Annotated in this window: 28 protein-coding genes; 23 read left to right on the top strand and 5 right to left on the bottom strand. The window is 39.0% G+C overall.

Features of this window, described 5'->3' with window-relative positions; genetic code table 11:
* The first annotated feature begins 41 nt into the window (after positions 1–41).
* From fliP to H4J50_RS12405, 19 genes are all read left to right on the top strand, one after another.
* Positions 42–839: a flagellar type III secretion system pore protein FliP gene (fliP, locus tag H4J50_RS12495; RefSeq protein ID WP_108455097.1), complete on the top strand. Its 798-nt coding sequence runs from the start codon at positions 42–44 to the stop codon at positions 837–839.
* The gene (gene fliQ, locus H4J50_RS12490; RefSeq protein ID WP_108455098.1) at positions 839–1108 is read left to right on the top strand and encodes a flagellar biosynthesis protein FliQ; all 270 of its coding nucleotides are present in this window, start codon (positions 839–841) and stop codon (positions 1106–1108) included. Before fliP ends, fliQ begins: the two co-directional genes overlap by 1 nt.
* A 2-nt stretch (positions 1109–1110) precedes the next feature.
* A complete protein-coding gene (gene fliR, locus H4J50_RS12485; protein WP_108455099.1) occupies positions 1111–1896 on the top strand; it encodes a flagellar biosynthetic protein FliR in 786 nt (261 codons plus the stop codon).
* Entirely contained in the window at positions 1896–3026 is a 1131-nt protein-coding gene (gene flhB, locus H4J50_RS12480) for a flagellar biosynthesis protein FlhB (RefSeq protein WP_182256782.1), read from the top strand. Before fliR ends, flhB begins: the two co-directional genes overlap by 1 nt.
* 219 nt (positions 3027–3245) lie before the next feature.
* On the top strand, positions 3246–5348 hold the full coding sequence (gene flhA, locus H4J50_RS12475) for a flagellar biosynthesis protein FlhA (RefSeq protein WP_108455101.1): 2103 nt from the start codon (positions 3246–3248) through the stop codon (positions 5346–5348).
* Between the two features lie 44 nt (positions 5349–5392).
* Positions 5393–6961 carry a flagellar biosynthesis protein FlhF gene (gene flhF, locus H4J50_RS12470; protein ID WP_108455102.1) on the top strand — a complete coding sequence of 523 codons (1569 nt, stop codon included), beginning with the start codon at positions 5393–5395 and terminating at the stop codon, positions 6959–6961.
* Between the two features lie 76 nt (positions 6962–7037).
* Positions 7038–7880 (top strand): MinD/ParA family protein, encoded by an 843-nt coding sequence (locus tag H4J50_RS12465; protein ID WP_108455103.1) that lies wholly within the window; start codon positions 7038–7040, stop codon positions 7878–7880.
* A 21-nt stretch (positions 7881–7901) separates the two neighbouring features.
* Positions 7902–8615, top strand: a complete 714-nt coding sequence (locus H4J50_RS12460) for an RNA polymerase sigma factor FliA (RefSeq protein WP_182256780.1) — start codon at positions 7902–7904, stop codon at positions 8613–8615.
* A 54-nt stretch (positions 8616–8669) separates the two neighbouring features.
* Positions 8670–9053: a chemotaxis response regulator CheY gene (gene cheY / locus H4J50_RS12455; protein WP_108457733.1), complete on the top strand. Its 384-nt coding sequence runs from the start codon at positions 8670–8672 to the stop codon at positions 9051–9053.
* 30 nt (positions 9054–9083) lie between these two features.
* Positions 9084–9827, top strand: a complete 744-nt coding sequence (locus H4J50_RS12450) for a protein phosphatase CheZ (protein WP_182256778.1) — start codon at positions 9084–9086, stop codon at positions 9825–9827.
* Positions 9828–9840: 13 nt separating this feature from the next.
* Positions 9841–11967, top strand: a complete 2127-nt coding sequence (locus H4J50_RS12445; protein ID WP_182256776.1) for a chemotaxis protein CheA — start codon at positions 9841–9843, stop codon at positions 11965–11967.
* Positions 11968–12010: 43 nt separating this feature from the next.
* Positions 12011–13135 (top strand): chemotaxis response regulator protein-glutamate methylesterase, encoded by a 1125-nt coding sequence (locus tag H4J50_RS12440; RefSeq protein ID WP_108455107.1) that lies wholly within the window; start codon positions 12011–12013, stop codon positions 13133–13135.
* Positions 13128–13874: a flagellar motor protein gene (locus H4J50_RS12435; protein ID WP_108455108.1), complete on the top strand. Its 747-nt coding sequence runs from the start codon at positions 13128–13130 to the stop codon at positions 13872–13874. Before H4J50_RS12440 ends, H4J50_RS12435 begins: the two co-directional genes overlap by 8 nt.
* Positions 13871–14863 (top strand): flagellar motor protein MotB, encoded by a 993-nt coding sequence (locus tag H4J50_RS12430; protein WP_108455109.1) that lies wholly within the window; start codon positions 13871–13873, stop codon positions 14861–14863. Before H4J50_RS12435 ends, H4J50_RS12430 begins: the two co-directional genes overlap by 4 nt.
* A 12-nt stretch (positions 14864–14875) precedes the next feature.
* Positions 14876–15652, top strand: a complete 777-nt coding sequence (locus tag H4J50_RS12425) for a ParA family protein (RefSeq protein WP_182256774.1) — start codon at positions 14876–14878, stop codon at positions 15650–15652.
* Positions 15653–15656: 4 nt separating this feature from the next.
* Positions 15657–16541 (top strand): chemotaxis protein CheW, encoded by an 885-nt coding sequence (locus H4J50_RS12420; protein ID WP_182256773.1) that lies wholly within the window; start codon positions 15657–15659, stop codon positions 16539–16541.
* An 87-nt stretch (positions 16542–16628) separates the two neighbouring features.
* Complete coding sequence (locus tag H4J50_RS12415; RefSeq protein WP_108455111.1) at positions 16629–17123, top strand: chemotaxis protein CheW; 495 nt, start codon at positions 16629–16631, stop codon at positions 17121–17123.
* A gap of 21 nt (positions 17124–17144) precedes the next feature.
* A complete protein-coding gene (locus H4J50_RS12410) occupies positions 17145–17648 on the top strand; it encodes a DUF2802 domain-containing protein (RefSeq protein ID WP_259366243.1) in 504 nt (167 codons plus the stop codon).
* Between the two features lie 200 nt (positions 17649–17848).
* On the top strand, positions 17849–18649 hold the full coding sequence (locus H4J50_RS12405; protein WP_239059103.1) for a VacJ family lipoprotein: 801 nt from the start codon (positions 17849–17851) through the stop codon (positions 18647–18649).
* 36 nt (positions 18650–18685) lie between these two features.
* Here H4J50_RS12405 and H4J50_RS12400 read toward each other — a convergent pair whose 3' ends face one another.
* Complete coding sequence (locus tag H4J50_RS12400; protein ID WP_108455113.1) at positions 18686–18994, bottom strand: DUF6170 family protein; 309 nt, start codon at positions 18992–18994, stop codon at positions 18686–18688.
* Between the two features lie 226 nt (positions 18995–19220).
* On the opposite strand from H4J50_RS12400, the gene ribE reads away from it, so the two are divergent.
* Genes ribE through H4J50_RS12380 form a run of 4 tightly spaced genes read left to right on the top strand, consistent with a single transcriptional unit; the run spans position 19221 to position 21577 of the window.
* Positions 19221–19685 carry a 6,7-dimethyl-8-ribityllumazine synthase gene (gene ribE, locus H4J50_RS12395; protein ID WP_108455114.1) on the top strand — a complete coding sequence of 155 codons (465 nt, stop codon included), beginning with the start codon at positions 19221–19223 and terminating at the stop codon, positions 19683–19685.
* A gap of 12 nt (positions 19686–19697) precedes the next feature.
* Positions 19698–20114, top strand: coding sequence for a transcription antitermination factor NusB (gene nusB / locus H4J50_RS12390; RefSeq protein ID WP_108455115.1), 417 nt, complete (start codon positions 19698–19700; stop codon positions 20112–20114).
* Between the two features lie 18 nt (positions 20115–20132).
* Complete coding sequence (gene thiL, locus H4J50_RS12385; protein WP_108455116.1) at positions 20133–21104, top strand: thiamine-phosphate kinase; 972 nt, start codon at positions 20133–20135, stop codon at positions 21102–21104.
* Positions 21105–21106: 2 nt separating this feature from the next.
* Positions 21107–21577, top strand: coding sequence for a phosphatidylglycerophosphatase A (locus H4J50_RS12380; protein ID WP_182256771.1), 471 nt, complete (start codon positions 21107–21109; stop codon positions 21575–21577).
* A gap of 254 nt (positions 21578–21831) precedes the next feature.
* Here the strand turns inward: H4J50_RS12380 and serA are convergent, their stop codons facing one another.
* The 4 genes from serA to H4J50_RS12360 all read right to left on the bottom strand — a co-directional run bounded on the left by serA (position 21832) and on the right by H4J50_RS12360 (position 26500).
* Entirely contained in the window at positions 21832–23061 is a 1230-nt protein-coding gene (gene serA, locus H4J50_RS12375; RefSeq protein WP_182256769.1) for a phosphoglycerate dehydrogenase, read from the bottom strand.
* A 109-nt stretch (positions 23062–23170) separates the two neighbouring features.
* Positions 23171–23827: a ribose-5-phosphate isomerase RpiA gene (gene rpiA, locus H4J50_RS12370; RefSeq protein WP_182256767.1), complete on the bottom strand. Its 657-nt coding sequence runs from the start codon at positions 23825–23827 to the stop codon at positions 23171–23173.
* A gap of 155 nt (positions 23828–23982) precedes the next feature.
* A complete protein-coding gene (locus tag H4J50_RS12365) occupies positions 23983–24618 on the bottom strand; it encodes a 5-formyltetrahydrofolate cyclo-ligase (RefSeq protein WP_182256765.1) in 636 nt (211 codons plus the stop codon).
* A gap of 346 nt (positions 24619–24964) precedes the next feature.
* Positions 24965–26500, bottom strand: a complete 1536-nt coding sequence (locus tag H4J50_RS12360; protein ID WP_182256763.1) for a peptide MFS transporter — start codon at positions 26498–26500, stop codon at positions 24965–24967.
* Positions 26501–26809: the final 309 nt, after the last annotated feature.

Below are 26809 nucleotides of genomic sequence, written 5' to 3'. Positions count from 1 at the left end.
ATCTATAGCTAAATTACTCAAACAAAAAGCGATAAAAAAGTATGATAAACAAAAGTAAAAAGTCATTATTATCGTTAAACAAAATCGTAACGTTACTGTTTACGATTTTGTCGTTTTTACTCATTAGCAATACCAGCTTTGCTGCCGACGACCTTTCATTATCAGCGTTAACATTAACGACTAATCCCGATGGTTCACAAGAATACTCTGTAACATTACAAATATTAATTTTTATGACCGCGCTCAGCTTTATACCTGCAGCGGTTATTATGATGACATCGTTCACCCGTATTGTCGTGGTGATGGCTATTTTACGCCAAGCGTTTGGCCTTCAACAAACACCGTCAAACCAAGTTATTATTGGTATTACCTTATTCATGACGTTATTTATTATGACGCCGGTTTATAACGAAATAAACGAACGAGCTATTCAGCCTTATTTACAAGAACAATTAACATCAGTTGAAGCCATTAATAAAGCAAAAGTGCCCTTACGCGCTTTTATGTTAGAACAAACGCGTATTAAAGACCTCGACACTTTGGCGCAAATGGCTGGTATTGAACAAGTTGACCAGCCCACTGATTTACCTATGACAGTAATAATTCCTGCCTTTGTTATTAGTGAGTTAAAAACGGCCTTTCAAATAGGTTTTATGCTGTTTATCCCCTTTTTAATTATAGATTTAGTGGTAGCGAGTATATTAATGGCGATGGGTATGATGATGCTCTCGCCAATGATTGTATCGTTACCGTTTAAATTAATGTTGTTTGTATTAATCGACGGTTGGAATTTAGTCATAGGTACATTAGCAACCAGCTATGGTATGGGAGCTACGTAATGGGTCCTGAGGTATTTGTTGATATTCTGCGCGATGCATTACTGCTAGTTATTATACTGGTGAGTGCTGTTATTGTACCCAGTTTGATCGTTGGTTTAATTGTGGCCGTTTTTCAAGCAGCAACCTCAATAAATGAACAAACCTTGAGCTTTTTACCGCGTTTAATTGTTACCTTACTCGCCTTAATTATGGGTGGACATTGGCTAGTTCAAAAACTCATGGATTACTCCATAAGGTTGATTGGTAGTATTCCTAGTGTGGTGAGTTAACCGTGGAGTTCACTGAGTCAGTTATCAACCAAAGCATGGCTGACTTTTTGTTGCCCCTTGCGCGTATTTCAGCCATGGTTATGTCAATGATCGGCTTAGGCGCAAAAGCCATTCCAGGGCGTGTAAAACTGTTTTTTTGTTTGGCAATTACCGTTGCTGTTATGCCTGCACTACCGCCTACTCGTGTTGATAACTTGTTTTCATTAGCAACTGCATTATTAATTGGCGAGCAAATGATTGTTGGCATAATGTTAGGGTTTGTCACCGTGATGGTGGTTAATACCTTTACGTTAGCAGGGCAAATTATTGCGATGCAAACGGGCTTAGGCTTCGCCTCACTTGTCGACCCTGCCAGTGGTACAAGCGTGCCAGCGGTAGGTCAGTTCTTCCTAATATTATCTTCATTATTATTTTGGGCGATGGATGGTCATCTAGCTTATTTGCAGTTTGTGGTTGCCAGTTTTGACACTATTCCTATTCCCGCCACTGATTTTTCCAGTATTAAATTTAAAGAAATTGCCGAGTGGGGCGGATGGATGTTTGCTACCGCTTTATCACTTGCAATAGCGCCTTTAACGGCAATGTTACTGATTAATTTTTCATTTGGCATTATGACCCGAGCAGCACCACAATTAAATATTTTCGCTATTGGTTTTCCCATTACCATGTGTGCTGGTTTATTGATCATGTGGCTAACCATGGGTAATTTTTATAGTCATTTTATTTTGCAGTGGCAACGGGCATTAGATTTTAGCTGTTACCTGATTGATTGTGGAGCAGCACCTTAATGGCTGAGTCAGATAGTGGTGAAAAAACTGAAGAACCCACGGCGAAAAAGCTCTCTGATGCCAGAAAAAAAGGCCAAATAGCCCGTTCAAAAGATTTAGGCACCATGTTTGTTTTAGTTGGAGCCGCTTTAGCCATTATGCTTTTAGGTAGCTCTCTGGTTGCAGGCTTGTCTAAGATGATGATCCGATTATTTAGCTTAAATCGAAAAGAAACCATGGATGTACATGCCTTATATCAAGTGGCAAGCGATGGCGTTAGTGCGATAATAGTGCCTTTTATTTGGATTCACATCATTATTGTTTTTGCAGCATTAATTGGCAATATGATCCTTGGTGGCATTAGCTTTTCTTGGGAAGCTATGGCACCAAAAGCTAGCAAACTTTCCCCTATGGCTGGTTTTAAACGTATGTTTGGTGTGCAAGCCTACGTTGAACTTATTAAATCCATTTTGAAGTTTTTTGTGGTCTTTATTTCTGCTTATTTGCTGTTAAGTGGCCTGTTTGATCAAATAGTAAACTTAAGCACAGAAAATATTCCTAATAATTTTGCTCATGCTGTTTCATTACTGATGTGGATGTTTCTAGCATTAGCACTTTCCATTGGTATTATTGTTGTTATAGATGCGCCATATCAAGTTTGGAATCACAATCGTCAATTGAAAATGAGCAAGCAAGAAATCAAAGACGAAATGAAAAACTCTGAGGGTAGCCCTGAAACTAAAGGCCGTGTAAGAAGAGCGCAATATGAAATGTCGCAACGACGTATGATGCAAGATGTGCCCGGATCTGACGTGGTAATAACTAACCCTACCCATTATTCTGTAGCGCTTAAGTACGATGCTGCAGTGGGCGGGGCACCTGTATTGGTTGCTAAAGGGATTGACGAAATGGCTCTGCATATTCGCACCATTGCTAAAGAGCACAATATTGAGATTGTTACATCTCCCGCTTTGGCAAGGTCGCTTTACTACACAGCAGAACCTAATGAAGAAATACCTGAACAATTATTTGCTGCTGTCGCACAAATATTAGCCTTTATCTTTCAATTAGATGCGCATAAAAAAGGCAAGGCACGTCGGCCAAAAGCGGTTGCAAAAAACCTCCCTATTCCGGATGAATTCCGATATTAAATCAGTTTTATTTTTAACTGTTATCTGTCAGCTAATGGCAGTTATTAATAAGATGATAGCTATCAATTAGCAGCTTCTAACTCTCAACCTCCAATCTACTGCTTTTACTGACAGCGGCCATCTGACCCTTTTTAACTTATATATTTTAACTAAGCTTTCTCGAATTGGTCTGATTATTGCTTTTTATCAGACATGTCAAAAAATTATCCCTAAGAGCTCATGCAGTTAGCCGCCACTTTTAATAATATAAAGAAACAAAAACTTAACCTTCTCTCGGGTCTAGGTACGCCATTTCTAGTTATGGCTGCTCTCGGTATGGTTATTTTGCCTATGCCGGCAATCTTGCTGGATATTCTCTTCTCCTTCAATATCGCTTTGTCTCTGGTCGTACTATTAATCACGGTTTATACCTTAAAACCGCTCGAGTTTGGCTCATTCCCCGCGGTATTGTTGATTGCAACTATTTTACGCTTAGCACTAAATGTTGCGAGTACTCGTGTCGTTTTACTTGAAGGGCATGAAGGCCCTGATGCCGCAGGTAAAGTTATTGAAGCATTTGGTTCCGTCGTTATTGGTGGTAACTACGCGGTTGGTTTAGTCGTTTTTGCCATTCTTATTATTATAAACTTTGTTGTTGTCACAAAAGGTGCGGGCCGTATTGCTGAAGTTACTGCGCGCTTTACCTTAGATGCTATGCCTGGTAAACAAATGGCGATTGACGCCGATTTAAATGCCGGCTTTATTACCGCTGATCAAGCACGAGAACGCCGAGTTGAAGTTACCAGTGAAGCCGATTTTTATGGTTCAATGGATGGTGCGAGTAAGTTTGTAAAAGGTGATGCCATTGCCGGTATTTTAATTCTTTTCATCAACATTGTTGGTGGTTTAATTATAGGTATGGTTCAACATGATTTATCGTTTGATAGTGCCGTTGAAATATATACTTTACTGACGATAGGTGACGGCTTAGTTGCGCAAATTCCGGGGCTTCTACTATCTGTTGGTACGGCAATCGTAGTGACTCGCCAAAACACTTCTCAAGATATGGGCGAGCAAGTTAGTAGCCAGCTTGGGCAAGGCAAATCACTTTACATAGCTTCTGGTGTTATGTTTGTTATGGGCATAGTGCCAGGTATGCCACACGTTGCCTTTTTAACTTTTGCAATATTAATAGGTAGTATCGCTTTTTTTAGTAATAAATATAAAGTCGCTAAAGCCGCACAACTGGTTGAAGATACCCATGCAGAAGAAGCGCAAAGCATAAAACAAGAAGCTGAAGTTAAAGACCTTGGTTGGGATGATGTTAATCATGTTGATATTATTGGCCTAGAAATAGGCTACCGACTTATTCCTCTAGTAGATAAAGCCCAAGGCGGAGAGTTACTTAACCGTATTAAAGGTGTCAGGAAAAAGCTTTCACAAGAGTTTGGTTTTTTAGTACCTGCGGTACATATTCGTGACAACCTAGATTTAGATCCTAACAGTTACCGTATATCGCTAATGGGCGTTACTGTAGGTGAAGCAGAAATCCGTCATGATAATGAATTAGCAATTAACCCAGGCCAAGTTTTTGGCAAGCTTGATGGTATTGCAACAAAAGACCCTGCCTTTGGCTTAGACGCTGTATGGATTAAGCAAGAACAACGAGAGCACGCTCAATCTCTTGGCTATACTGTCGTTGATTCTGCAACAGTGTTAGCGACTCACCTGAGTCAAATTCTAACCAACAATACCGCACAATTATTAGGGCATGAAGAAGTTCAAAACTTACTTGATATGCTTGAGAAGAGCTATCCTAAACTTATTGAAGGCCTGATCCCTGATGTGCTTTCGTTAGGTACAATCGTAAAAGTATTACAAAACTTAATGAACGAAGGTGTGGCAGTACGTGATATGCGTAGCATTATTCAAACATTAGTAGAGTACGGACCTAAGAGCCAAGATCCTGAAGTATTGACCGCGGCTGTTCGCATAACGCTGCGTAAATTTATAGTCCAAGAATTAGTTGGGCCAACGGTTGAAGTACCCGTCATAACTTTGTCACCAGAGTTGGAACAAATGTTGCACCAGTCTATGCAAATGGCTGGAGACGATGGCGCAGGTATTGAGCCAGGCTTAGCAGAACGATTACAGAAATCTTTGACAGACGGTGCACAACAGCAGGAAATGGCTGGCGATACACCAATTTTATTAACGTCAGGAATTTTACGTTCAGTACTCGCTAAGTTTGTGAAATATACCATCCCGGGATTACGTGTAATTTCTTATCAAGAAATTCCGGATGACAAACAAATTAAAATTGTTAGTGCTATCGGCCAGTAAAAAAGATATTTCAACGTAGTTGTACTGAATAATAAGGGTTGGCGATGAAAATTAGACGTTACGTAGCAAAAGACATGAGAAGCGCACTTGCACAAATTAAAGACGAGTTGGGTGTAGACGCAGTAATTATGTCAAATAAAAAAATTGCTGAAGGTGTCGAGTTAATGGCAGCGGTTGACTACAACCAAAATATCAAGCCTGCTCAATCGACTTCACAACGTGGTCAACTTAACCTTGAACCAAGCACTTCAGATAATGCCCAACCAGCAAGTCGCGTTGATATTGCTGAAGACACTGTCGCCATTAGTAGCGCTCCGCAACAAGCTACCCAGCAAAACTCAGATGTGCCCGTAGATAGTTTAGCGGCGTTATTAAGCCGACAAGTGCAGCAAAACGGTTATGATAAAGCACCTGCAACACGAGCATTTAATAGTAATATAGAGAACTCAGCCACTAAATCGACTAAACAAGCAGATATAAAACCGGGTGCACCTGAGCAAGATATTGAGCAACAATTCAAAAATTTCACTTCTCGTTTAGCACAAACTTCGGGAATAGATTCGCCAAATGAAAATGTTAACCATCAACAAGGTGGTGAAACAAACGCTTCAAGTTTACATAATGCTTTTGATAGCGCATTATCAAGTGGTCAAAAAGTGCAGTCTCATAGCGAACGTCAAATAAGTGGCAGCGAATTTGAAAACATGCAAAAAGAAATGTCGTCTATTCGCCAGTTATTAGAACATCAAATGTCTGGTTTAATGTGGCAAGACATGGCGCAAAAAGATCCGATGCGTGCTGTCTTAGTGAATAAATTGATGGCGATGGGATTAAATGAAGAAGTTGCTGATCAAATTGCGGGTTACATACCTGCAAATAGTCATGAAAAAGATGCATGGCAGCAAGCAAAGCATATTATAGCTGAACAATTAAACACCACTAATAATGATATTATTCAACGCGGTGGTGTAGTTTCACTTGTTGGCCCTACAGGTGTAGGTAAAACAACGACTATCGCGAAATTAGCCGCCAGGTTTGCTCAAGCACATGGTGCTGACCAAGTCGTTTTAATTTCAACTGACAGTTACCGTATTGCTGGTTTTGAACAACTTGCTACCTATGGTCGTATTATTGGCTGCCAAGTGAAACTTGCGAATGACGGCGATGAGCTAGACACCTTATTACAACAGTTTTCACAAAAGAAATTAATATTAATAGATACTGCAGGGATGGGGCAAAGAGATATGCGTCTAACCGAGCATTTGACTACCTTAATTTCTAATGCACGTGTTAGAATTCGTAACTACTTAGTGTTAGCAGCCAATACACAGCAACGTGTAATGCAAGAAAATGTTGAACGCTTTAAGCGTATTCCACTTGCCGGTTGTATATATACTAAACTAGATGAAAGTCTTAGTGTTGGCGAAATAATCACTACATCGCTACAAAACGGTTTAGCTATTGGCTATCTTACTGATGGACAAAGAGTTCCGGAAGATATTAAGGTTGCAAATGCTGAGAAATTAGTTACGCTTGCAGATAGAATGGCAAATAAGTCTCAACGCTCAAATGCTGTTTCATGGCGCACACCCGTAACAGCCGTTGCAGTTTAGTCGCCTTAAGAATGGCAGAGCAATTATACCCATTGAATATTTATCTTAATTGGTATTATATAGAGAAGTTACTTAGATGATAGATCAAGCGAGCGGCTTAAGAAAAATGCAAGATCCCCAACATATTAAAGTCATAGCAGTTTCAGGTGGTAAAGGTGGCGTTGGTAAAACTAATGTCTCATTAAATACCGCTATTTCCTTAGCTCAATTAGGTAAGCGCGTACTTGTGCTTGATGCCGATTTAGGTTTAGCGAATGTGGACGTAATGTTAGGTTTGCGAGTGCAACGAAACTTGTCTCATGTGTTATCTGGTGAGTGTGAACTTGACGATATTATTATTCAAGGTCCCGCTGGTATTAACATTATCCCAGCAACTTCCGGCACACAATCTATGGTGGATTTAACTCCTGCAGAGCATGCTGGGCTTATTCGCGCCTTTAGTGATATGCAAACCAAATTCGATATTTTAATTGTTGATACAGCCGCTGGTATCTCCGATATGGTGCTAAGTTTTTGTCGAGCATCACAAGATGTTTTATTGGTTGTATGTGACGAGCCTACTTCCATTACCGACTGCTATGCCTTAATGAAACTGTTAAGCCGAGACCACGGTTTATTCAAATTTAAAGTCGTAGCAAATATGGTCCGCAGTCCAAAAGAAGGTCAAAATTTATTTGGCAAGCTTTCAAAAGTAACCGATAGATTTTTAGATGTTACTTTAGAGCTTGTTGCTGTTATTCCTTACGATGAAAATATTCGTAAATCAGTGAGAAAACAACAAGCAATTGTCGAAGCATATCCAGACTCTCCAGCGTCTATTGGCTTAAAAGCTCTCGCCAAAAACATTATCAGCTGGCCTGTGCCCAAAGAGGCTTCAGGACATTTAGAGTTTTTCATCGAGCAATTGCTAGAACACTAACGACCAAAAAAGTGAGCTATAGTGGTAAAACTACATACTTATAGTGTTGACAAGTCGGCTTTATTGGAACAACACACGGTGCTTGTGAAGCGTATCGCTTATCATTTACTTGCCCGATTACCTGCCAGTGTTATTGTGGACGATCTTATTCAGTCGGGCATGATCGGCTTACTTGAAGCATCAAATAATTTTGACAATACCAAAGGTGCTAGCTTTGAAACCTTCGCAGGTATTCGCATTCGTGGTGCTATGCTTGATGAGATTCGCCGTGGTGACTGGGTTCCTCGCTCAGTTCACAAAAATAGCCGTATGATCAGCGAAGCAATAAAAAATTTAGAAGCTGAACATGGTCGTGACGTAAGCGACTTTGAGGTGGCTGAAAAGTTAGAACTTTCGATTAACGAATACCATCAAATTTTGAATGATGTTAGTGCAGGTAAAATACTCGGCATTGACGATTTAGGCGTGAGTGAAGATGTAATTGAAGTTGCCCAGAGCCAACAGCCTGATGAACCCTATGCTAATATTGAACACAGTTTCTTTAAAAAATCATTGGCCGAATGTATTTCCTCTTTACCCGAACGAGAAGCTTTAGTACTGTCTTTGTATTATGATGAAGAACTTAACCTTAGAGAAATAGGCCAAGTTCTTGATGTCAGTGAATCTCGGGTAAGCCAAATACACAGTCAAGCAATGCATCGATTAAAAGCTCGTATGCAATCTTGGCAAAGTTAAGTAGAATAAATAATATCATCGTAGAATTTTTAAATGTTCTCACCGGAGGGTGCCTTGGATAAAAATATGAAAGTGCTTGTTGTTGACGATTTTTCAACAATGAGACGTATAATCAAAAACTTGTTACGTGACTTAGGTTTTACCAATATCTCAGAAGCTGATGACGGTAACACAGCACTGCCGATGCTTAAAGATGGTAATTTTGAGTTTGTTGTTACCGACTGGAATATGCCAGGCATGCAAGGTATCGATTTACTTCGAGCAATAAGAGCTGACAGTAATTTATCGCATATACCGGTTTTAATGGTAACTGCAGAAGCTAAGAAAGAACAAATTATCATGGCGGCGCAAGCTGGTGTTAATGGCTACATCGTAAAACCATTTACGGCAGCAACCTTAAATGCCAAGCTTGATAAAATTTTCGAGCGTCTCGGTTAATTAATCATTTCTGTTATGCAAGGCCGTCTTATGAGTACAAATACAAGTGTCCATGTTTCTTTAGAGCAAGCAAAGTTGTTGGTTGAGTATATTGAAACAGACCAACAAGCTAAAGCCAATGAGTTAATTTCAGAAATACAAAACCCGATTAACAACGAATTGTTCGCAGAAATAGGTAAATTAACCCGGCAATTACATGACTCATTAAATAATTTTCATGTTGATGAGCGCTTGAGTGATTTAGCAACAGCTGATATTCCTGATGCTAAAGAAAGGTTAAACTTTGTTATTAGTCATACTGAAGAGGCTGCTAATAAAACGATGGATGCGGTTGAAGCAATATTTCCAGTCGTTGACGGTATTCAAAAGAAAATTAGTACGGTTAATCCGTTGTGGCAAAAATTAATGCACAACGAACTTGATGTAAGTGAATTTAAGTCCTTATGTTTAGATATTGACGTTTTATTGAAAACGACTGAAAAAGAGACCAGTAAAATTCATAGCTTAATGACAGATATTCTGATGGCACAGGACTTTCAAGATATTACCGGTCAGGTTATTCGTAAAGTTATAGATTTAGTGCGTGAAGTTGAAGAAAGCCTAATTTATATGTTAACTGCTTTTGGTATTTCATCAGAAAAAGATAAATCTAACCATCTACCTAAAGTAGGCGAAAATTTAGTAGAAGGTCCAATCATTAACAGCGAAAACCGCCAAGATGTTCTTTCAGATCAAAACGACGTTGATGATTTATTATCAAGTTTAGGTTTTTAATAGGAGTTACTAAATGTCATTTGAACAAGATGAGGAAATTCTTCAGGATTTTTTAATCGAAGCTGGAGAAATACTTGAAACCTTGTCGGAACAATTAGTTGAACTTGAAAATGATCCTAATAATGCCGAATTACTTAACGCTATTTTTAGGGGCTTTCATACCGTAAAAGGCGGCGCTGGCTTTTTATCACTTGCTGAGCTTGTAGAAGCTTGTCATGGTGCTGAAAATGTTTTTGATACTTTAAGAAATCAACAACGTGCTGTTACCTCAGCGTTAATGGATGTGATCCTGCAAGCACTTGACACCATTAATGAACAATTTGCGCAAGTACAAAATAAAGAACCATTATCAAGCCCCGATCCTACATTAATCGCCGAATTACATCGATTATCTCAACCTGAAGCTCAAGACAATCAAACAGCAGATGTCGTAGAAACTCCTATTGCAGTGCCTGCATCAAATAATGCTAATTCAAATGACGAAATGTCAGAAGACGAATTTGAACGTTTATTAGATGAACTTCATGGCGGCGGTTCGCCAACGCCAACTGCGCCTGTGGTTGCTAAGCCTGTAGAAGCAAGTAGTAATGATATTTCGGATGACGAGTTTGAATCGTTATTAGATGAACTGCATGGCCAAGGCGCATTTTCTGCAACGGTTAAAGCAGAAAGTCCTAAAGTAGAAGTTCCTAAAGCAGCACCAAGTTCACCGGATGAAATAAATGATGCTGATTTTGAGGCATTATTAGACGAGTTACACGGCAAAGGACAAGGGCCTAACGCTAAAGCGTCTGTACCTGAAGCACCAATAGAAAAAACCGCTCCATCAGCACCGGCGGTAAATGCATCTGTACCGAAAAAACCTGAAGTTAAGCCGACAGTTAAACCAGTGGTTAATCAACCCGCTGAGGCAACTGACAAAAAATCGTCACTGGTAAAACCATCACAAGGTGAAACAACCGTTAGGGTTGATACCAAACGTTTAGATCAAATTATGAACATGGTAGGTGAATTAGTACTCGTTCGAAATCGCTTAACTAGCCTTGGATTGTCTAAAGAAGATGAAGACTTAACCAAAGCCGTATCAAATTTAGATGCCGTAACAACAGACTTGCAAGGCGCGGTAATGAAAACGCGAATGCAACCCATTAAAAAGGTTTTTGGGCGTTTTCCTCGTGTAGTACGTGACTTAGCTCGTAGTTTAAATAAAGAAATTAAACTGATTCTTGAAGGTGAAGAAACCGATTTAGATAAAAATTTAGTCGAAGCACTCGCCGATCCGCTTGTGCATCTTGTGCGTAATTCAGTCGATCATGGTATCGAATCACCAGAGAAGCGCGAAGCCTCTGGTAAGCCACGAGAAGGTGTTGTGGTGTTATCAGCATCACAAGAAGGTGACCACATTCTCCTCACTATTCGTGATGATGGTGCAGGGATGAATGCAAATAAATTAAAAGAAATTGCGATCGAACGAGGTGTTTTAGACGCCGATGCGGCCGCACGCATGACTGACAAAGAAGCTTTTAGTTTGATTTTTGCGCCAGGTTTTTCAACTAAAACTGAAATCTCAGAAGTTTCAGGACGTGGCGTTGGTATGGATGTAGTAAAAACAAAAATTACCCAACTCAATGGTACGGTTAATATTGATTCAGAGATGGGGATTGGCACCATACTTGAAATTAAAGTGCCATTAACATTAGCCATATTACCCACATTAATGGTCATTATTGGTAAGCAAACCTTCGCTTTACCTTTGGCTGCCGTAAATGAAATATTCCATCTTGATTTAACCAAAACAAATGTCGTTGATGGGCAGTTAACCATTATAGTGCGCGAAAAAGCGATCCCATTATTTTACCTCGATAAGTGGTTAGTGCGTGATTATATTGAAAAACCACGAGAACGCGGTCATGTTGTGATTGTACAATTAGGTAATCAGCAAATTGGTTTTGTTGTTGACAGTTTAATTGGACAAGAGGAAGTGGTTATTAAACCTTTAGATCGATTATTGCACGGCACGCCAGGCATGGCAGGTGCTACTATAACCAGTGACGGCGGCATAGCGTTAATTATTGATGTCCCTAATATGCTTAAATATTATTCGAAAAAATCGATATTGCATAAAAAATTACGTTCATAGCAGTTTTGATAATAAATTAACAACGACAGGAAGTAGATTGTAAATGTCCTTTAAAGTATTGGTGGTTGATGACTCCAGTTTTTTTCGACGCCGAGTAACGGATATTCTCAACAATGATCCTGATCTCGAGGTTGTTGATGTTGCTATTAATGGTTTAGACGCGGTTGAAAAAGCTATTGCGCTAAAGCCTGACGTAATAACCATGGATATAGAGATGCCATTGCTTAATGGCATTGACGCTGTTAAACAAATAATGGCGAAAGCACCTACTGCTATTATTATGTTTTCTTCGTTAACTCACTCTGGAGCTAAAGCTACACTTGAGGCTTTAGATGCGGGTGCGTTAGATTTTCTGCCAAAAAAATTCAATGAAATAGCCAAAACGACAGAAGACGCAGGAAGCTTATTGCGTCAACGTGTCAAACAACTGGCAAAAAAGAAAGGTACAGTATTACCGCGCATTTCTACTTTTCGCTCTCGGGCTGCGGTTGATGCGAAAACGAATACTAATACCAATAACCCCACTTCTAAACTTGCTGACGGTAATGCCAAGTACCAAAGCGATTTAGCAAGTAAAAATTCAGCAAAAAAATACAAATTATTAGCGATAGGAACATCAACAGGTGGGCCTGTAGCCTTGCAGCAGCTATTAATTCAGTTACCAGAAGATTTTCCTTTGCCGATCGTTATTGTTCAACATATGCCTGCGGCATTTACTTTAGCGTTTGCTAACCGATTAAATAACCTGTGTAAAATAACCATTAAAGAAGCAAGTTCCGGTGACATTTTAAAGCCTGGTCACGCATATATAGCGCCAGGCGGTAAACAAATGGTCATTGATGGTACAGAAAATGCAGCAAAGCTGAGAGTACTGGAAGATAATTCTGAGCGGATTGCTTTCAAACCCAGTGTAGATATTAGTTTTGCTTCAGCCGCTAAAGTTTTTGGTGGCAATGTTTTAGGTATTATATTAACCGGAATGGGTGCCGATGGTCGTGAAGGTTCACGATTATTAAAAAGCAAAGGGGCAACTATTTGGGCACAGGATGAAGAGTCTTGTGTAGTTTATGGTATGCCACAAGCGGTAACGGTTGCAGGAATATCTGAAAAATCACTGGCGATTGATAGCTTTCCATCTGCAATTCTTAAGGAAATACAGCATGGATAAACTAAGTATATCAGGGTTGTTAATTGCCATATTGGCGATATATTTTGGCTTTGTAATTGATGGTGGCTCAGTTTCTTCACTGTTAGAGCTACCTGCATTCATTATTGTTTTTGGTGGCACACTGGGTGCCGTTATGTTGCAGTCATCACAAAGTCAATTTTTACATGCAATGACATTATTAAAATGGTTGTTTGTTCCGCCTAAATATAATGTTGAGCAGGGAATAGAGTCGATTGTTCAGTGGGCTGAAAAAGCCCGTGAATCTGGTTTTTTATCATTAGAATATATCGCCGAAGAAGAACATGATTTTTTCGTCAACAAGGGGTTAAACCTACTTGTTGACGGTGCTGAAGTTGAAAACTTAAGAGTTTCACTTGAGTTAGACTTAGACTTGTATAGAGAGCATAACTTGCGCTCTGCTCACGTATTTGAGTCGATGGGTGGGTACAGTCCAACCATAGGTATTTTAGGTGCGGTACTTGGTTTAATTCATGCCATGTCAAATTTAGCCGATCCACAATTATTGGGGCAAGGTATTGCCACCGCCTTTGTCGCAACTATTTACGGTGTTGGGTTTGCCAACCTTATTTATTTACCTGTTGCGAATAAAATTAAAGCTATTGTGCATCAACAAACTATGTACCGTGAAATGATGACCGAAGGGTTAATCGCCATAGCGTTAGCAGAAAATCCACATGCCATTGAAAACAAATTATCGGCATTTCGGTTAGAGCAATGAACCGCCTCCGATCAAGACGTCATTTAGTTGAACATGAAAATGTTGAACGTTGGTTAGTTTCTTACGCAGATTACATGACCTTACTCTTTGCACTTTTTGTCGTGCTTTACGCGATGGCAATGATCAACGAAGAACCTTTTGAAACGGCGACTGAATCGATTGGTAAAGTGTTTCAAGCTAACGATGAACAGCCTAAAAACCGTGGGCATGGTGATGACATTTTACCTGTTAACAGTGCTAAAACTAAAAAACGTTTATACGGTAATGGAATATTAATTGACGCTGGACCTGAACTTGTAACCGGTGAAGTAACCTTATCAAACGTCTCAGATGCTCAAGTAGGGACGACATTAACTTCTCTAGAGAAAGACCTACATGAAGCTTTATACGAGTTAGTTGAATCTGGCTACGCACAATTACAAATTGACGGTGACTGGTTAGAAATCGAATTAAACAGCGGCTTGCTGTTCCCTAGTGGTTCATCTTCGCCAACTAATGCCGCTAAAGATATATTACTCGTTATTCATCAAGTTATTGCTGATGCGAGTAACTATATTCGGGTGCGGGGCTATACTGATAATCAAGCAATTGAAACAGAAATATTCTCTTCTAATTGGGAGTTATCAGTATTTAGAGCAACCGCTATTTTAAGAGTTTTAGAAGAGTTAACCTTAAACCCTGCCCGAATGGCGATAGAAGGGTATGGTCAATATTACCCAAGTGGTGACAATGCTACAGCCACTGGAAGAGCAAAAAACCGTCGTGTTGTTATTGCTATTTCTAAGTATGGTCTCGAAAAAGCCAATTTATTGGCGACACCAACTATTTCAGTACAAGACGTAGAAGCGATAAAAAACATTAATACTGATGATGTTGATGATGAAATTCGTATTATTAGGCTGGAAAATGGTGGTATTCGTATTACAACAAGAGCGGAGACTAATAACCCTGAAGTCACTAACCCGCCGGAAAATAAAGATGATGAATAATAGGAATTACACTTGGTAGTTTGGACAGTTGCAAATCAAAAAGGCGGGGTAGGCAAAACAACTACCACTATCGCCTTGGCTGGATTATTAGCAGAACAAGGCCATCGTGTTCTGCTTGTTGATACCGACCCGCATGCATCATTAAGTTATTATTTTGGTATTGAGTCGGAAGACTTGGAACTGAGTGTGTATGACTTGTTTATGCAAGTAGCGAGCAAAGAGCAAATAATGCAAAGCCTTTGTCCATCGAGTTATGACAATATTGATATATTGCCGGCAACCATGGGGTTAGCAACACTTGATCGCGCACTTGGTAATAAAGGCGGTATGGGCTTAGTACTTAAAAAAGCTTTACGTGCAATTGATAGCGAATATGACTATGTATTAATCGATTGTCCTCCTGTGTTAGGGGTACTTATGGTTAATGCCTTAGCCGCCAGTGATAGAATTATTGTTCCGGTTCAAACCGAGTTTCTAGCGCTAAAGGGTTTAGATCGTATGATGAAAACGTTAGATATTATGCAAGCGCAGCAGCCCTCAGGCTTTAAATATACTATTGTGCCTACTATGTTTGATAAACGCACAAAAGCGTCGATATTAACTTATCAAAAACTGCTAACATTATATGGTGAAGATGTTTGGTCGGCAGTCATTCCGATCGATACTAATTTTAGAAATGCCAGTAACGCTCAAAAAGTGCCTTCTGACTATGCTGCGAAATCTCGTGGTGTCATAGCTTATCGAGATTTATTAACCTATTTAGTTAACTTAACTACACAGAGTAAGTAAGCCCATGTCAAAGTCTTTAGCTGCTAGTAAAAAATTAATGCAAAGCTATTTGTCAGAATTGCTTACAGAAGAAGTGGAGCCACAACCAGCGCGGCAAGTTAAAGAAAAAGCTACGTTACCCGTTAAAGAAAAACAAGCACAGCCACTTGAGAGCTTACTTAATAATGCCAATTTATTGCAAGTTGCAGCACAAGAAGAGGCTAAACCACTAAGCTCAGCAAAGGCGGCCAATAAAAGTTTACTTGAAAAAACGCAGGTTGAAACTAAAGCTTCAGAAGATATAGACGTTGAGCCCATTTCGTCAAAGAATAAGTCGTCAGAAATACAGTCGAAAACAATCACTAATGAACCCACATTAGCAGCGGTTAAAGCTAATGTTAATGAAATTAAAACACGTAAAAGCTTAGGGGGCTTTGCTGACAGTAAACCGCTGAGTTATCGTCAAGGTGACTTTCAGGCTATGTTTTTCGAAGTTGCTGGATTAATTATCGCTGTGCCATTAGTTGAATTAGGCGGTATACACAGCAATAATAAAACTACGCCACTTATGGGTAAGCCTGATTGGTTTAAAGGCGTTATGCTGCATAGAGAAGAAAAAATTAACGTGGTTGATACTGCGCTTTGGGTAATGCCAGAAAAATGCGACCAAGCACTACTTTCAGCACTTAATTATCAATACATTATTATGCTTAATAATTCAGAATGGGGCTTATCGGCTGAAAAGTTGGTTGATACGGTAACGCTTAAGCAAGAAGATGTTAAATGGTTAGATACCCCAAACAAGCGTCCTTGGCTTGCCGGATTAGTTAAAAATCGTATGTGCGCACTGTTAGATGTTGATTCCTTAATTAAGTTATTGGAAAAAGGCGCAAATATAACGCAAATATAAAGTAAGATTAATTGATGAATTTAATCTTGCCAGTATACTTAGTGCATAAGTACTTTAGTAAAACAGAAATTTAAAGAGGTCAGCAGAATGTCTGATGAAAGACGCAATGCAAGTGAACGTGTAGACATTAATGATGAAGTACTACAATGGGTAACCTTCAAACTTGGTAGCGAAACCTACGGTATTAACGTAATGCAAGTACAAGAAGTATTGCGCTACACCGAAATAGCACCAGTGCCAGGCGCACCTATGTATGTTATGGGTATTATAAATCTTCGTGGTAATGTTGTAACCGTTATTGATACCCGAGCAAGGTTTGGGCTTGAATCTGCTGAAATAACAGATAATACGCGTATTGTGATCATTGAAGCGGATACCCAAGTCATTGGCATTTTAGTTGATAGTGTTGCCGAAGTGGTTTACTTACGAGCATCAGAAATAGATGTAGCGCCTAATGTAGGTAACGATGAAAGTGCGAAGTTTATTCAAGGTGTTTCTAACCGAGAAGGTGAACTACTTATTTTAGTCGATTTAAATAAACTGCTGTCTGATGACGAATGGGATGAATTAAAACAATTCTAACGATAGCTCATAAGCCTGCTAATGCAGGCTTTAATTTCTAGTGAAGCCAATAGTCTTATGGAAAATATTCCTGCTAACCTGATAAGTTTAATCGCATTTGCCATTGTGATGCTTGTTGCCATGTTGTTATTGGCGCTTAAAAATCGCTTTTCTCAGCAAATTCAGAATTTGCAGCAACAGGTACAAAGCCAAGAAATACAGCTGATAGAATTACAAAATCTGCTTGCGAGTAATCAGTCGGCATTAGAAGCTACCCAACAACAATGTAATGACACCCAGTTAGAAAATGAACAAGTTAGCAAACAACTAGAGCACCGTATAAAAGTGGCTCAAGAGCAATTTAGTGCTCAAGCTGAGACCATAGAAAAACTTCTCCATCAACAACCAGAAGATAAGCTATACACACGCGCTCAAAAATTGGTTGAACTTGGCGCAGACATCGCTGAAATTATGCGTGAATGCGAAATACCTAGAGCAGAAGCTGAAATGTTACTGTCGATACATCGCCAAAAAGTAGCTAAGTAGCTAAGTACTTAGTTACTTTGTACTTGTCTTCTACATCAACTCACACTGCTGTGCTTATTTACTGGTTATTGTCAGTTGCGATTAAATTTACATTTTTAAATGAAAATTTTAATGTTGTCGTGATAAACTCAAGCCTTTAAAAATATTTCTATTTTAACCGTTATTAATTTTACTATCGGTTAGCTAACAAGGATCCTGTAGTGAACAGATCAAAAAAAGTTGCTTTGAACAAGAAGGCGACATTTAATTTCCAGATTTTGTTAATGATAATATTTACTTTATTTTTAACCGCATGTTCGACAACACCCTCGTCAGAACAATCCGTATCTGATCCAAAAGATCCGCTCGAAGCCATAAACCGTCCTTTTTGGACCTTCACATGGGATTATGCCGATAAGTATGTTTTCAAACCTGCTTCTCAAGGTTATGTGGAATATATGCCAACGGATTTACGTTCAGGTGTTTACAACATGGCGCTGAACTTGAACGAACCTTCAACTATCATCAATCATTTGTTACAAGCAAAGTTCACCGAGGCGGCTAAATCAACGGGTCGTTTTGTTTTAAACTCGACCATAGGGTTATTAGGGTTTTTCGACCCAGCAAGTGATTTTGGCTGGAATCGCAAAGAAGAAGAATTTGGTGAAGTACTCGGCAGTTACGGAGTTGGCGACGGACCATTTTTAATGGTACCCGCATTAGGTCCTTCGTCGGTACGTGAAGAAGTGGGTGACTTTGTTGATAGCTATTACTGGCCACTTGCCATTATCGATTTTTGGCCTAACTTGTTGCGTGCAGGTATTATTGGTTTGGAAGCTAGAGCTTCGTTTGCAGATCAAGAAGGCATTCTAAAAGATGCAATAGACCCGTACGAGTTTGTTAAAAATGCCTATTTCCAAAATATGGAATTTAAAGTTCACGATGGTAATCCGCCTATCGAAGTGGACCAAGCAGAAGAAGAAAATATTGACGCTTACCTAGAAGAGCTAGAAGGAATGTAGTTTTATCTATAGTAAAATAAAGAAGAAAAAAGCGAACTAATGTTCGCTTTTTTTGTATTGGGCAATTGCTTTATCAAGATGTTTTTGTGCGAAATACAACATTATAGGTCTTAATAAGGCAAAGTAGGCTATTAACACAACGGCCACCGATGCTGCTAATGCAAAGCCTTGTAAATTAGCAATAAACAGAAATGGTGGTATCAATAACGATAACTTAATAATGTTTAGTATAAATTTTTCAGGTGCAGACATTTTAGCCTGTGCCAAGCTTAAAATAGCTTGTCGCTGATGTAAGCTAAATTCATGCAAGGCCGGTATTTTATTTGAAGAAAAATAAATAGTCATAAAATTTTAATTATATGCACGTAAAGTATAGATATCACTATGATACAAAAATGGCGCTTAATGTGCCACGAGCAAATAAAATAGTTTAATCAGATTAAAGTGCTGCTACTCAAAGTGAAACAGCAAGTTTAGCGGTTTAATTTTGTATAAATTTGTCAAAACGAGTTCCTCAGTGGCGTGCAATTTGCTAGAATTGCCGAAATTTTTATCAGTAGGTGATTTTTAAATGAATGTCATAGAAGCTAACTTTGATGCAACCGGTAAGAAATTCGCCATTGTAGTCTCTCGTTTTAACAGTTTTGTTGTTGAAAGTTTACTTGAAGGTGCAGTAGATGCACTTAAACGCCATGGAAATGTTGCAGATAACGATATTACTGTTATTCGTGTTCCTGGTGCATATGAGCTGCCAGTAGCAGCTAAAAAAATCGCTGCGAAAGGCGGATTCGATGGCATTATTGCTATTGGCGCTGTTATCCGTGGTGGAACGCCTCATTTTGATTTTGTTGCAGGCGAGTGTAATAAAGGTTTAGCACAAGTAGCAATGGAATATACTTTACCCGTGGCATTTGGTGTTATTACTACAGATACTATTGAACAAGCTATTGATCGTGCTGGCCTGAAAGTAGGCAACAAAGGCGCTGAAGCAGCGTTAAGTGCATTAGAAATGGTTAATGTGCTCGATAAGTTATAACAGGATACTATTGTGAAACCAACACCTAGAAGAAAAGCCAGAGAATTGGCAGTACAAGCTGTCTACTCTTGGCAGCTAAGCCAAAATAACGTTTCTGAAATCGAATTAAATTTTTTGACTGAGAACAGTGCGCGTCGTTTCGACATTCCTTATTTTCAACAATTGTTTACTGGTGTAACAGCCAATGTTAGCAGTATTGATGATAACATAGCACCACATGTTGATCGCCCATTAGCGGATGTTGACCATGTTGAAAAAGCGGTTCTACGTGTTGCGGTATATGAACTAACTCAATGCTTAGATGTGCCTTATCGTGTCATTATCAACGAAGCCATTGAATTAGCAAAATCATTCGCTGCTGACGATAGTCATAAGTTTGTGAACGGTGTGTTAGACAAAGTCGTTAAGCTTGTTCGCCCGAACGAATAGTCAAAATTTGGTTGTAATATGAAAGAGTTTGAATTGATCAAGCGCTTCTTTAGTGAGCAAACGATTAAACGCAAGGATGTTGTACTCGGGATCGGAGATGACTGCGCCATAGTCAGCCCTTCTGAGCGTCAAAATATTGCAATTACCACAGATACCCTAGTTGCCGGCGTGCACTTTCCACATGAGACTAGCGCACGAGCTATCGGTCATAAATCGATAGCGGTAAACTTATCTGACCTAGCCGCCATGGGCGCTGAACCTACTTGGATTTCTCTGGCAATTACATTGCCAGAAGTTGATGTGAAGTGGGTAGAAGAATTTTGCCAAGGTGTGTTTGAGTTGTGCGAATTTTATAACGTGCAATTAGTGGGTGGAGACACCACACAAGGCCCTTTGAGCATTACACTTACTGCACAGGGTTTAGTACCAAAAGATAAGCACCTTACACGTGCAGGAGCCAAAGCCGGTGATTGGATATATGTCACGGGTGAAATAGGTGATGCAGCATTAGCGCTTAAACATATATTCAAAGAGGTGAATGTAGCCCCTGAATATAGAGAAAGTGTACAACGCAGCTTAGATTTTCCAACACCGAGAATTCTTGCCGGACAAGCACTTCGCGGGTACGCAAGTTCAGCAATCGATTTATCTGACGGTTTAATTGCAGATTTAGGCCATATTTGTAAAGCATCTAAAGTAGGCGCTAATATTGTTTTAGACGATTTACCTATTTCGAATGCTTTGCGTGACACTGTTGGTTTAGAAAAAGCGTATGAAATGACCTTAGCTGGTGGCGATGACTACGAACTGTTATTTACGGTTTCTGAAGATAACAAAGTAGGCATGGAAACAGCTTTAGCTAATACCAGTAACACGATTACCTGTATTGGTCAGATCAACCGTAGTGAAAAAATCACGACGACTCTAAACAGTAAACCTGTAACACTGCACGCTAAAAGTTTCGAACATTTCTCTCGCAACAAAGACTGAATATGACAAAATCTACGGCAAACTTTCGTCTATCAAATCCTGTGCATTTTCTGGCATTGGGCTTTGGTAGTGGTTTAGCACCTAAAGCACCGGGCACTTTTGGTACTTTAGCGGCAGTACCATTGTTTTTATTGATGGCACCGTTAAGTAATCCAATTTATTTGTCGTTGTTAATTGTTATGAGTATCGCCGGAATTTACATTTGTGGTAAAGCTGCCGAAGATGCTGGCGTGCCTGATCATGGCGCGATAGTTTGGGACGAATTTGTAGGCTTGTTGATCACCATGTTTTTAATGCCAGTAACTTGGCAAACGCTACTGATAGGTTTCGTGTTATTTCGATTTTTTGATATTTTAAAGCCATGGCCCATCTCTTATATCGATAAAAACTGTCATGGTGGCTTTGGTATTATGCTTGACGATATTGTCGCAGGTATTGCCGCTTGGGCCTGTATGATGGTTATTTTCTACTAAAGTTAAAACTTTCCCCTTCAATTATTCTTATCAGTGCGTATTTTTGTAGTTAAGCCTATAACTTGGCTTGTCATTCGGTTTATAAGTCGAACATTGTTCGATGCTAGTAAAATCACACCCTAAGCTCTAATCTTCAAAAAGCATATTGTCTAACCGCACACATTGCTAAAAAAAAACCAAAGCTTATAGGCTTTGGCTTTTACGATTTAGTATTCACATGCACATGCATATTCACATTAATATTAGCGATAGAGCTAGTTTAAAAGTCTAACTCTAATTGTCGCTTCAATTTGTTTTAACTCTTTTAACGCTAACTCGCGACTTTCAACTTCAATATCAATAACTACATAACCAATTTGGTCGGCAGTTTGTAAATACTGAGCAGCGATATTGATATTATGCTTGGCAAACATTTGGTTGATTTGTGTCAACACGCCTGGCTTATTGTGATGAATGTGCAATAAGCGGCTAGTACCAATGTGTCCAGGAAGTGATACTTCAGGGAAGTTAACCGCAGATAACGTAGAGCCATTATCTGAATATTTAGCCAGCTTGCTTGCTACTTCAAGACCAATGTTTTCTTGTGCTTCTTTAGTGCTACCACCAATATGAGGCGTTAAAATAACGTTGTCAAAAGCGCGCAATGGGCTAACAAATTCTTCATCGTTGCCTTTAGGTTCAATCGGGAATACATCAATGGCTGCACCGGCCACTTTTTTACTGCTTAAAGCCTCTGCTAACGCATCGATATCAACAACAGTGCCACGAGAAGCATTAATAAATATAACGCCGTCTTTCATCACTTCAAATTCTGCAGCGCCCATCATGTTTTTTGTTTGCGGTGTTTCAGGAACATGTAAGCTAATAACGTCGGCTTCTTTTAATAATGAAGTCATGGTAGGAGCTTGGCTGGCATTGCCTAAAGGTAGCTTAGTTTCGATATCAAAAAAGCGTACTCTCATACCTAACGTTTCTGCAAGTATGCCTAATTGCATGCCGATATGACCATAGCCAATAATACCTAAAGTTTTACCTCTAGCTTCAACTGAACCCGCGGCAGACTTATTCCAAACACCACGATGTGCTTGAGCACTTTTTTCAGGAATACCGCGCAATAATAATAACGTTTCACCTAACACTAACTCAGCAACAGAGCGGGTATTTGAAAATGGTGCGTTAAATACCGGAATACCTAATGATTGTGCTGCCGCTTTATCGACCTGGTTTGTACCAATACAAAAACAACCAATAGCAACAAGCTTTTTAGCATGGCTTAACACTTTTGCGTTTAAATCTGTGCGAGAACGTATGCCAATAAAATGTACATTAGCAATTTTCTTAATAAGCTCAGCTTCAGAAAGTGAGGTTTTAATATATTCAATATTAGAATAGCCTTTATTCTTAAGCTCTTCCAAAGCGCTTTGATGAACGCCTTCTAAAAGTAATATTTTAATTTTGTCTTTCGCTAATGAATTATTGCTCATGGTTGTTAATCTTCTCTGGATCAAAAATTTACTTATTTTAAACTTAATTAAATAAGCGTTTAGATGGCTAGATACCTAAACTATCATATAGGGCATAAACTCTAAAGTGTTATTTTACTATTTTTGCACCGTCTGGTGTGCCGATAATTAATACGTCGGCAGGACGATTAGCGAACAAGCCATTAGTAACGACTCCTGCGATAGCATTAATACTATTCTCTAACGCTTTAGGGTCGAGTATTTCTAAATTATGCACATCAAGGATCACATTACCATTGTCAGTAACAACGCCTTGACGATATTCAGGATCGCCACCTAACTTAACTAACTCTCTGGCAACATAACTACGTGCCATAGGAATCACTTCAACAGGCAATGGAAACCGACCTAGCATAGGCACTTGTTTCGTATCATCAGCAATACACACGAAGGTCTTAGCAACTGCAGCAACTATTTTCTCGCGGGTTAGGGCAGCACCACCACCTTTAATCATATGCATATGAGGATTAATTTCATCAGCACCATCAACATAAACATCAATACCATCAACGTTATTAAGATCAAATACTTCAATGCCGTATGATTTCAAGCGCTCAGTTGAGCCGTCAGAGCTAGACACTGCGCCGATAATGCTCCCTTTAATAGTCGCAAGCGCGTCTATGAAGTGGTTAACTGTTGAGCCCGTACCTACACCAACAATCGTATCCGCTTTGATATAGTCTAGGGCTTTTATTGCTGCCGCTTTTTTCATTTCATCTTGAGTCATAATTAGCCTGTATTTAAATAAGTTAGAAGTTATTAACTGTCAGTTGTTAGTAAAATATAGTGCCCAGTTCAATAAAGTTTAAAATAATCATTATGACAACTGAAGGCTAACTACAATTGCCACTATTATAACAACAGTATTAACTAAGTTAGCGTTTATTTATGTATGTCGAATTTATATTGTCTAGTCGGAGTTACTATTTCTGGTAGCGGAATATCCCAGAGCTGAGAGGGAATTGCGTCTATTAATTGAATGTCATGTGCCAGACCAATAGGGTAGGGCTTAGTTAACTTTCTTTCGTACGCATTTTTCTCTTCATCCACATAGCGATAGTGCTTAAACCAAGCTGATAAGGTTCTATCGTAAAACCCGCCTCCCATACCTAAGCGATTACCTGTTAGGTCAAAAGCCACTAGTGGGGTGAAAATAATATCGATATCGTTGATACTTTTAATTAGTCGAACGTCAAGTTTAGGCTCTAAAATTCCGTACTTATTTGATTGCATTTCACTATTTTGATGATAATGCAGAAATAATAAATTCCCAGGACTAAAGGGATGAATAACAGGTAAATAAATATTTTTATTTTGCTGCCAGCACCAGTGTATAAATAACATAGGGTCAAGTTCACCATCGTTTGCTAAATAAACGGCAATATTTTTAGCTGTTAGCACATCGGTTCTTTGTGTTAATTGGGTGAGTAAATCACCTGATAATTCTTTTTGATCAATATGACTGAGGTTTTGGCGTTTGGTCCTGATCAATTGTCTTATTTGATTTCGTGTGGTCATAATTAATCGCGTTTTTCTTAAGTTAAACTGATACGGCGTCAAAATAATAGGCTAAAGCACAACGTACAAGAAACAGCTGCAAAAGGAAATAGCCCCTTATGGGTATATTGTTACAACTCGGAATTAATTACTTATATTTACTGATGCTTTTAGGTGTTTTAAATAGTTTTATTAAGATGAAATTTCGGATTAGCGTGTGTTATCTGTTCAGTTAATTAGGGGCTGCATCGTCACGAAAATGAGGGCAGTGCTAAAACGACGATAATAAATTTAAAGTGCATTTTTTTCAGACAAAAAAATAGCCAACAAATTGTTGGCTATTTTTAAGCATTATTATTGAGAAAAACTATGCTGTAGTGGTTGTACCGTTGTTTCCTGCGTTCGGTGCTGTTGAATCATCTTCTTCTGTTTTAAGCGCTTCCCAGAATCTTGATTTCAAACCTACAAGCAAAATTACAATACCAATACCAATACTAAATAGGCTGATTTGGATATATAACGCTGGAATTTGTTCAACGTTATTAGGATCATAATTACCCGCAAGTAAGCCAGAAATAATATTACCAATTGAATAAGTTAAAACAAACACACCCATCATTTGGCCGGCAAATCTTCTTGGCGATAATTTACTTACAGCACTTAGCGCGATTGGGCTTAAACATAATTCACCAACCGTGTGAAGGAAGTAAGTTGTTATTAACCAACCTGGAGCTACTTGTAAGCCACTTGCCGCATATTGTGCTGCAAAAAACATAACAATAAATCCACTCGCCATAATAATTAAACCAGCAGCACATTTAATGCCGTATGCAGGTGTAACCATTCTTTGGCCTAACTTAATCCAAAATGCAGCGAAAAAAGGTGAAAGCAAAACGATAAACATTGAGTTTGAGAACTGAAACCATGCTGTTGGTATTTCAAAAGAACCTATCATACGGTCAGTATAATCACGTGCGAATAAGTTCATTGAAGACCCTGCTTGTTCAAAGCCAGACCAGAAACAGGCAGAAGCAATACAAATTAATAATAGTGCCCAAAGTTTTTTCTTTTCGTTACCTGTTAAATCACTACAAAAGTAAATAACTGCATAATAAACAACAAAAATTAAAGTAAATGCTATGGCAACATATTGCGCTGTGGCAATAGGGTCTATAACGATAACACCTTGAAATGTTAATACTGTAACAATAGCAATGGCAACGAGTGAGGCAACAATAATGGTCCAACTATTACGTTGGCCTTTTGCTGATAAAGGCGCTACTGGCTTTGAACCTACACCTTCTAATTTAGGTGTAGTGATTTTGTATTGAATCAAACCTGCAGCCATACCAATTGCAGCAGCACCAAAAGCGTAGTGCCAACCAAAATCAGACGCTAAATAACCACAAATTAAATAACCAATGAAAGAGCCTAAGTTAATGCCCATATAATAAATGGCATAACCACTGTCACGACGTTTATCATTTTCACTATATAATTGGCCTACCATAGCGCCAATATTTGGTTTTAATAATCCGGTACCCAAAATAACTAAAATCAAGCCAATAAAGAATGTTTTTTCATTTGGAATAGCTAAAACTATGTGGCCGAACATGATGATAATACCACCATACCAAACCGCTTTCTGGCCACCAAGTAATCTATCAGCTATCCAACCGCCGGGAAGACCCATAAAATAAACAGTACCGGTATATAAACCATAAATAGCAGTAGCTGATGCGATAGTTATGCCTAAACCGCCTTCTTGTAACGTTGCCGTCATAAAAAGTACAAGTAATGCGCGCATGCCGTAATAGCTCATGCGTTCCCACATTTCGGTGACGAAAAGTGTTTTCAACCCGCCCGGATGGCCATAAAATGCCTCTGAATTTGGGGTGCTCATATAAAATCCTCAATAGGTAAGACCAAACACGTTTTAAAATTTTTGTTGTTTCAACATGCAGAAATATCAAGTTGATTGTGTTTAGTTAAGTTACAAACTTTTAATAATCAGCCCGTTTTATACCTTTGCTAGCGTTGAAAGGCAAGTCTGGAAGGTTAATCTTTTGTTAATGATGAACAACTGCTTATTTTTTGTTATAAAGCTTGGGTAACTAGCTTTGATAGATAAGTGATACTTAAGTAAAATACATTGCTAACTCAATAGATTATTAGTGTATTGAGTTTCTAAATGCTGGTGTTAGTAATGTAT

Source organism: Colwellia sp. 6M3 (assembly GCF_014077595.1).
Taxonomy (GTDB): Bacteria; Pseudomonadota; Gammaproteobacteria; order Enterobacterales; family Alteromonadaceae; genus Cognaticolwellia.
Note: the sequence above shows the minus strand (reverse complement) of the source record. Positions and strands in the feature narration are given on the sequence as shown.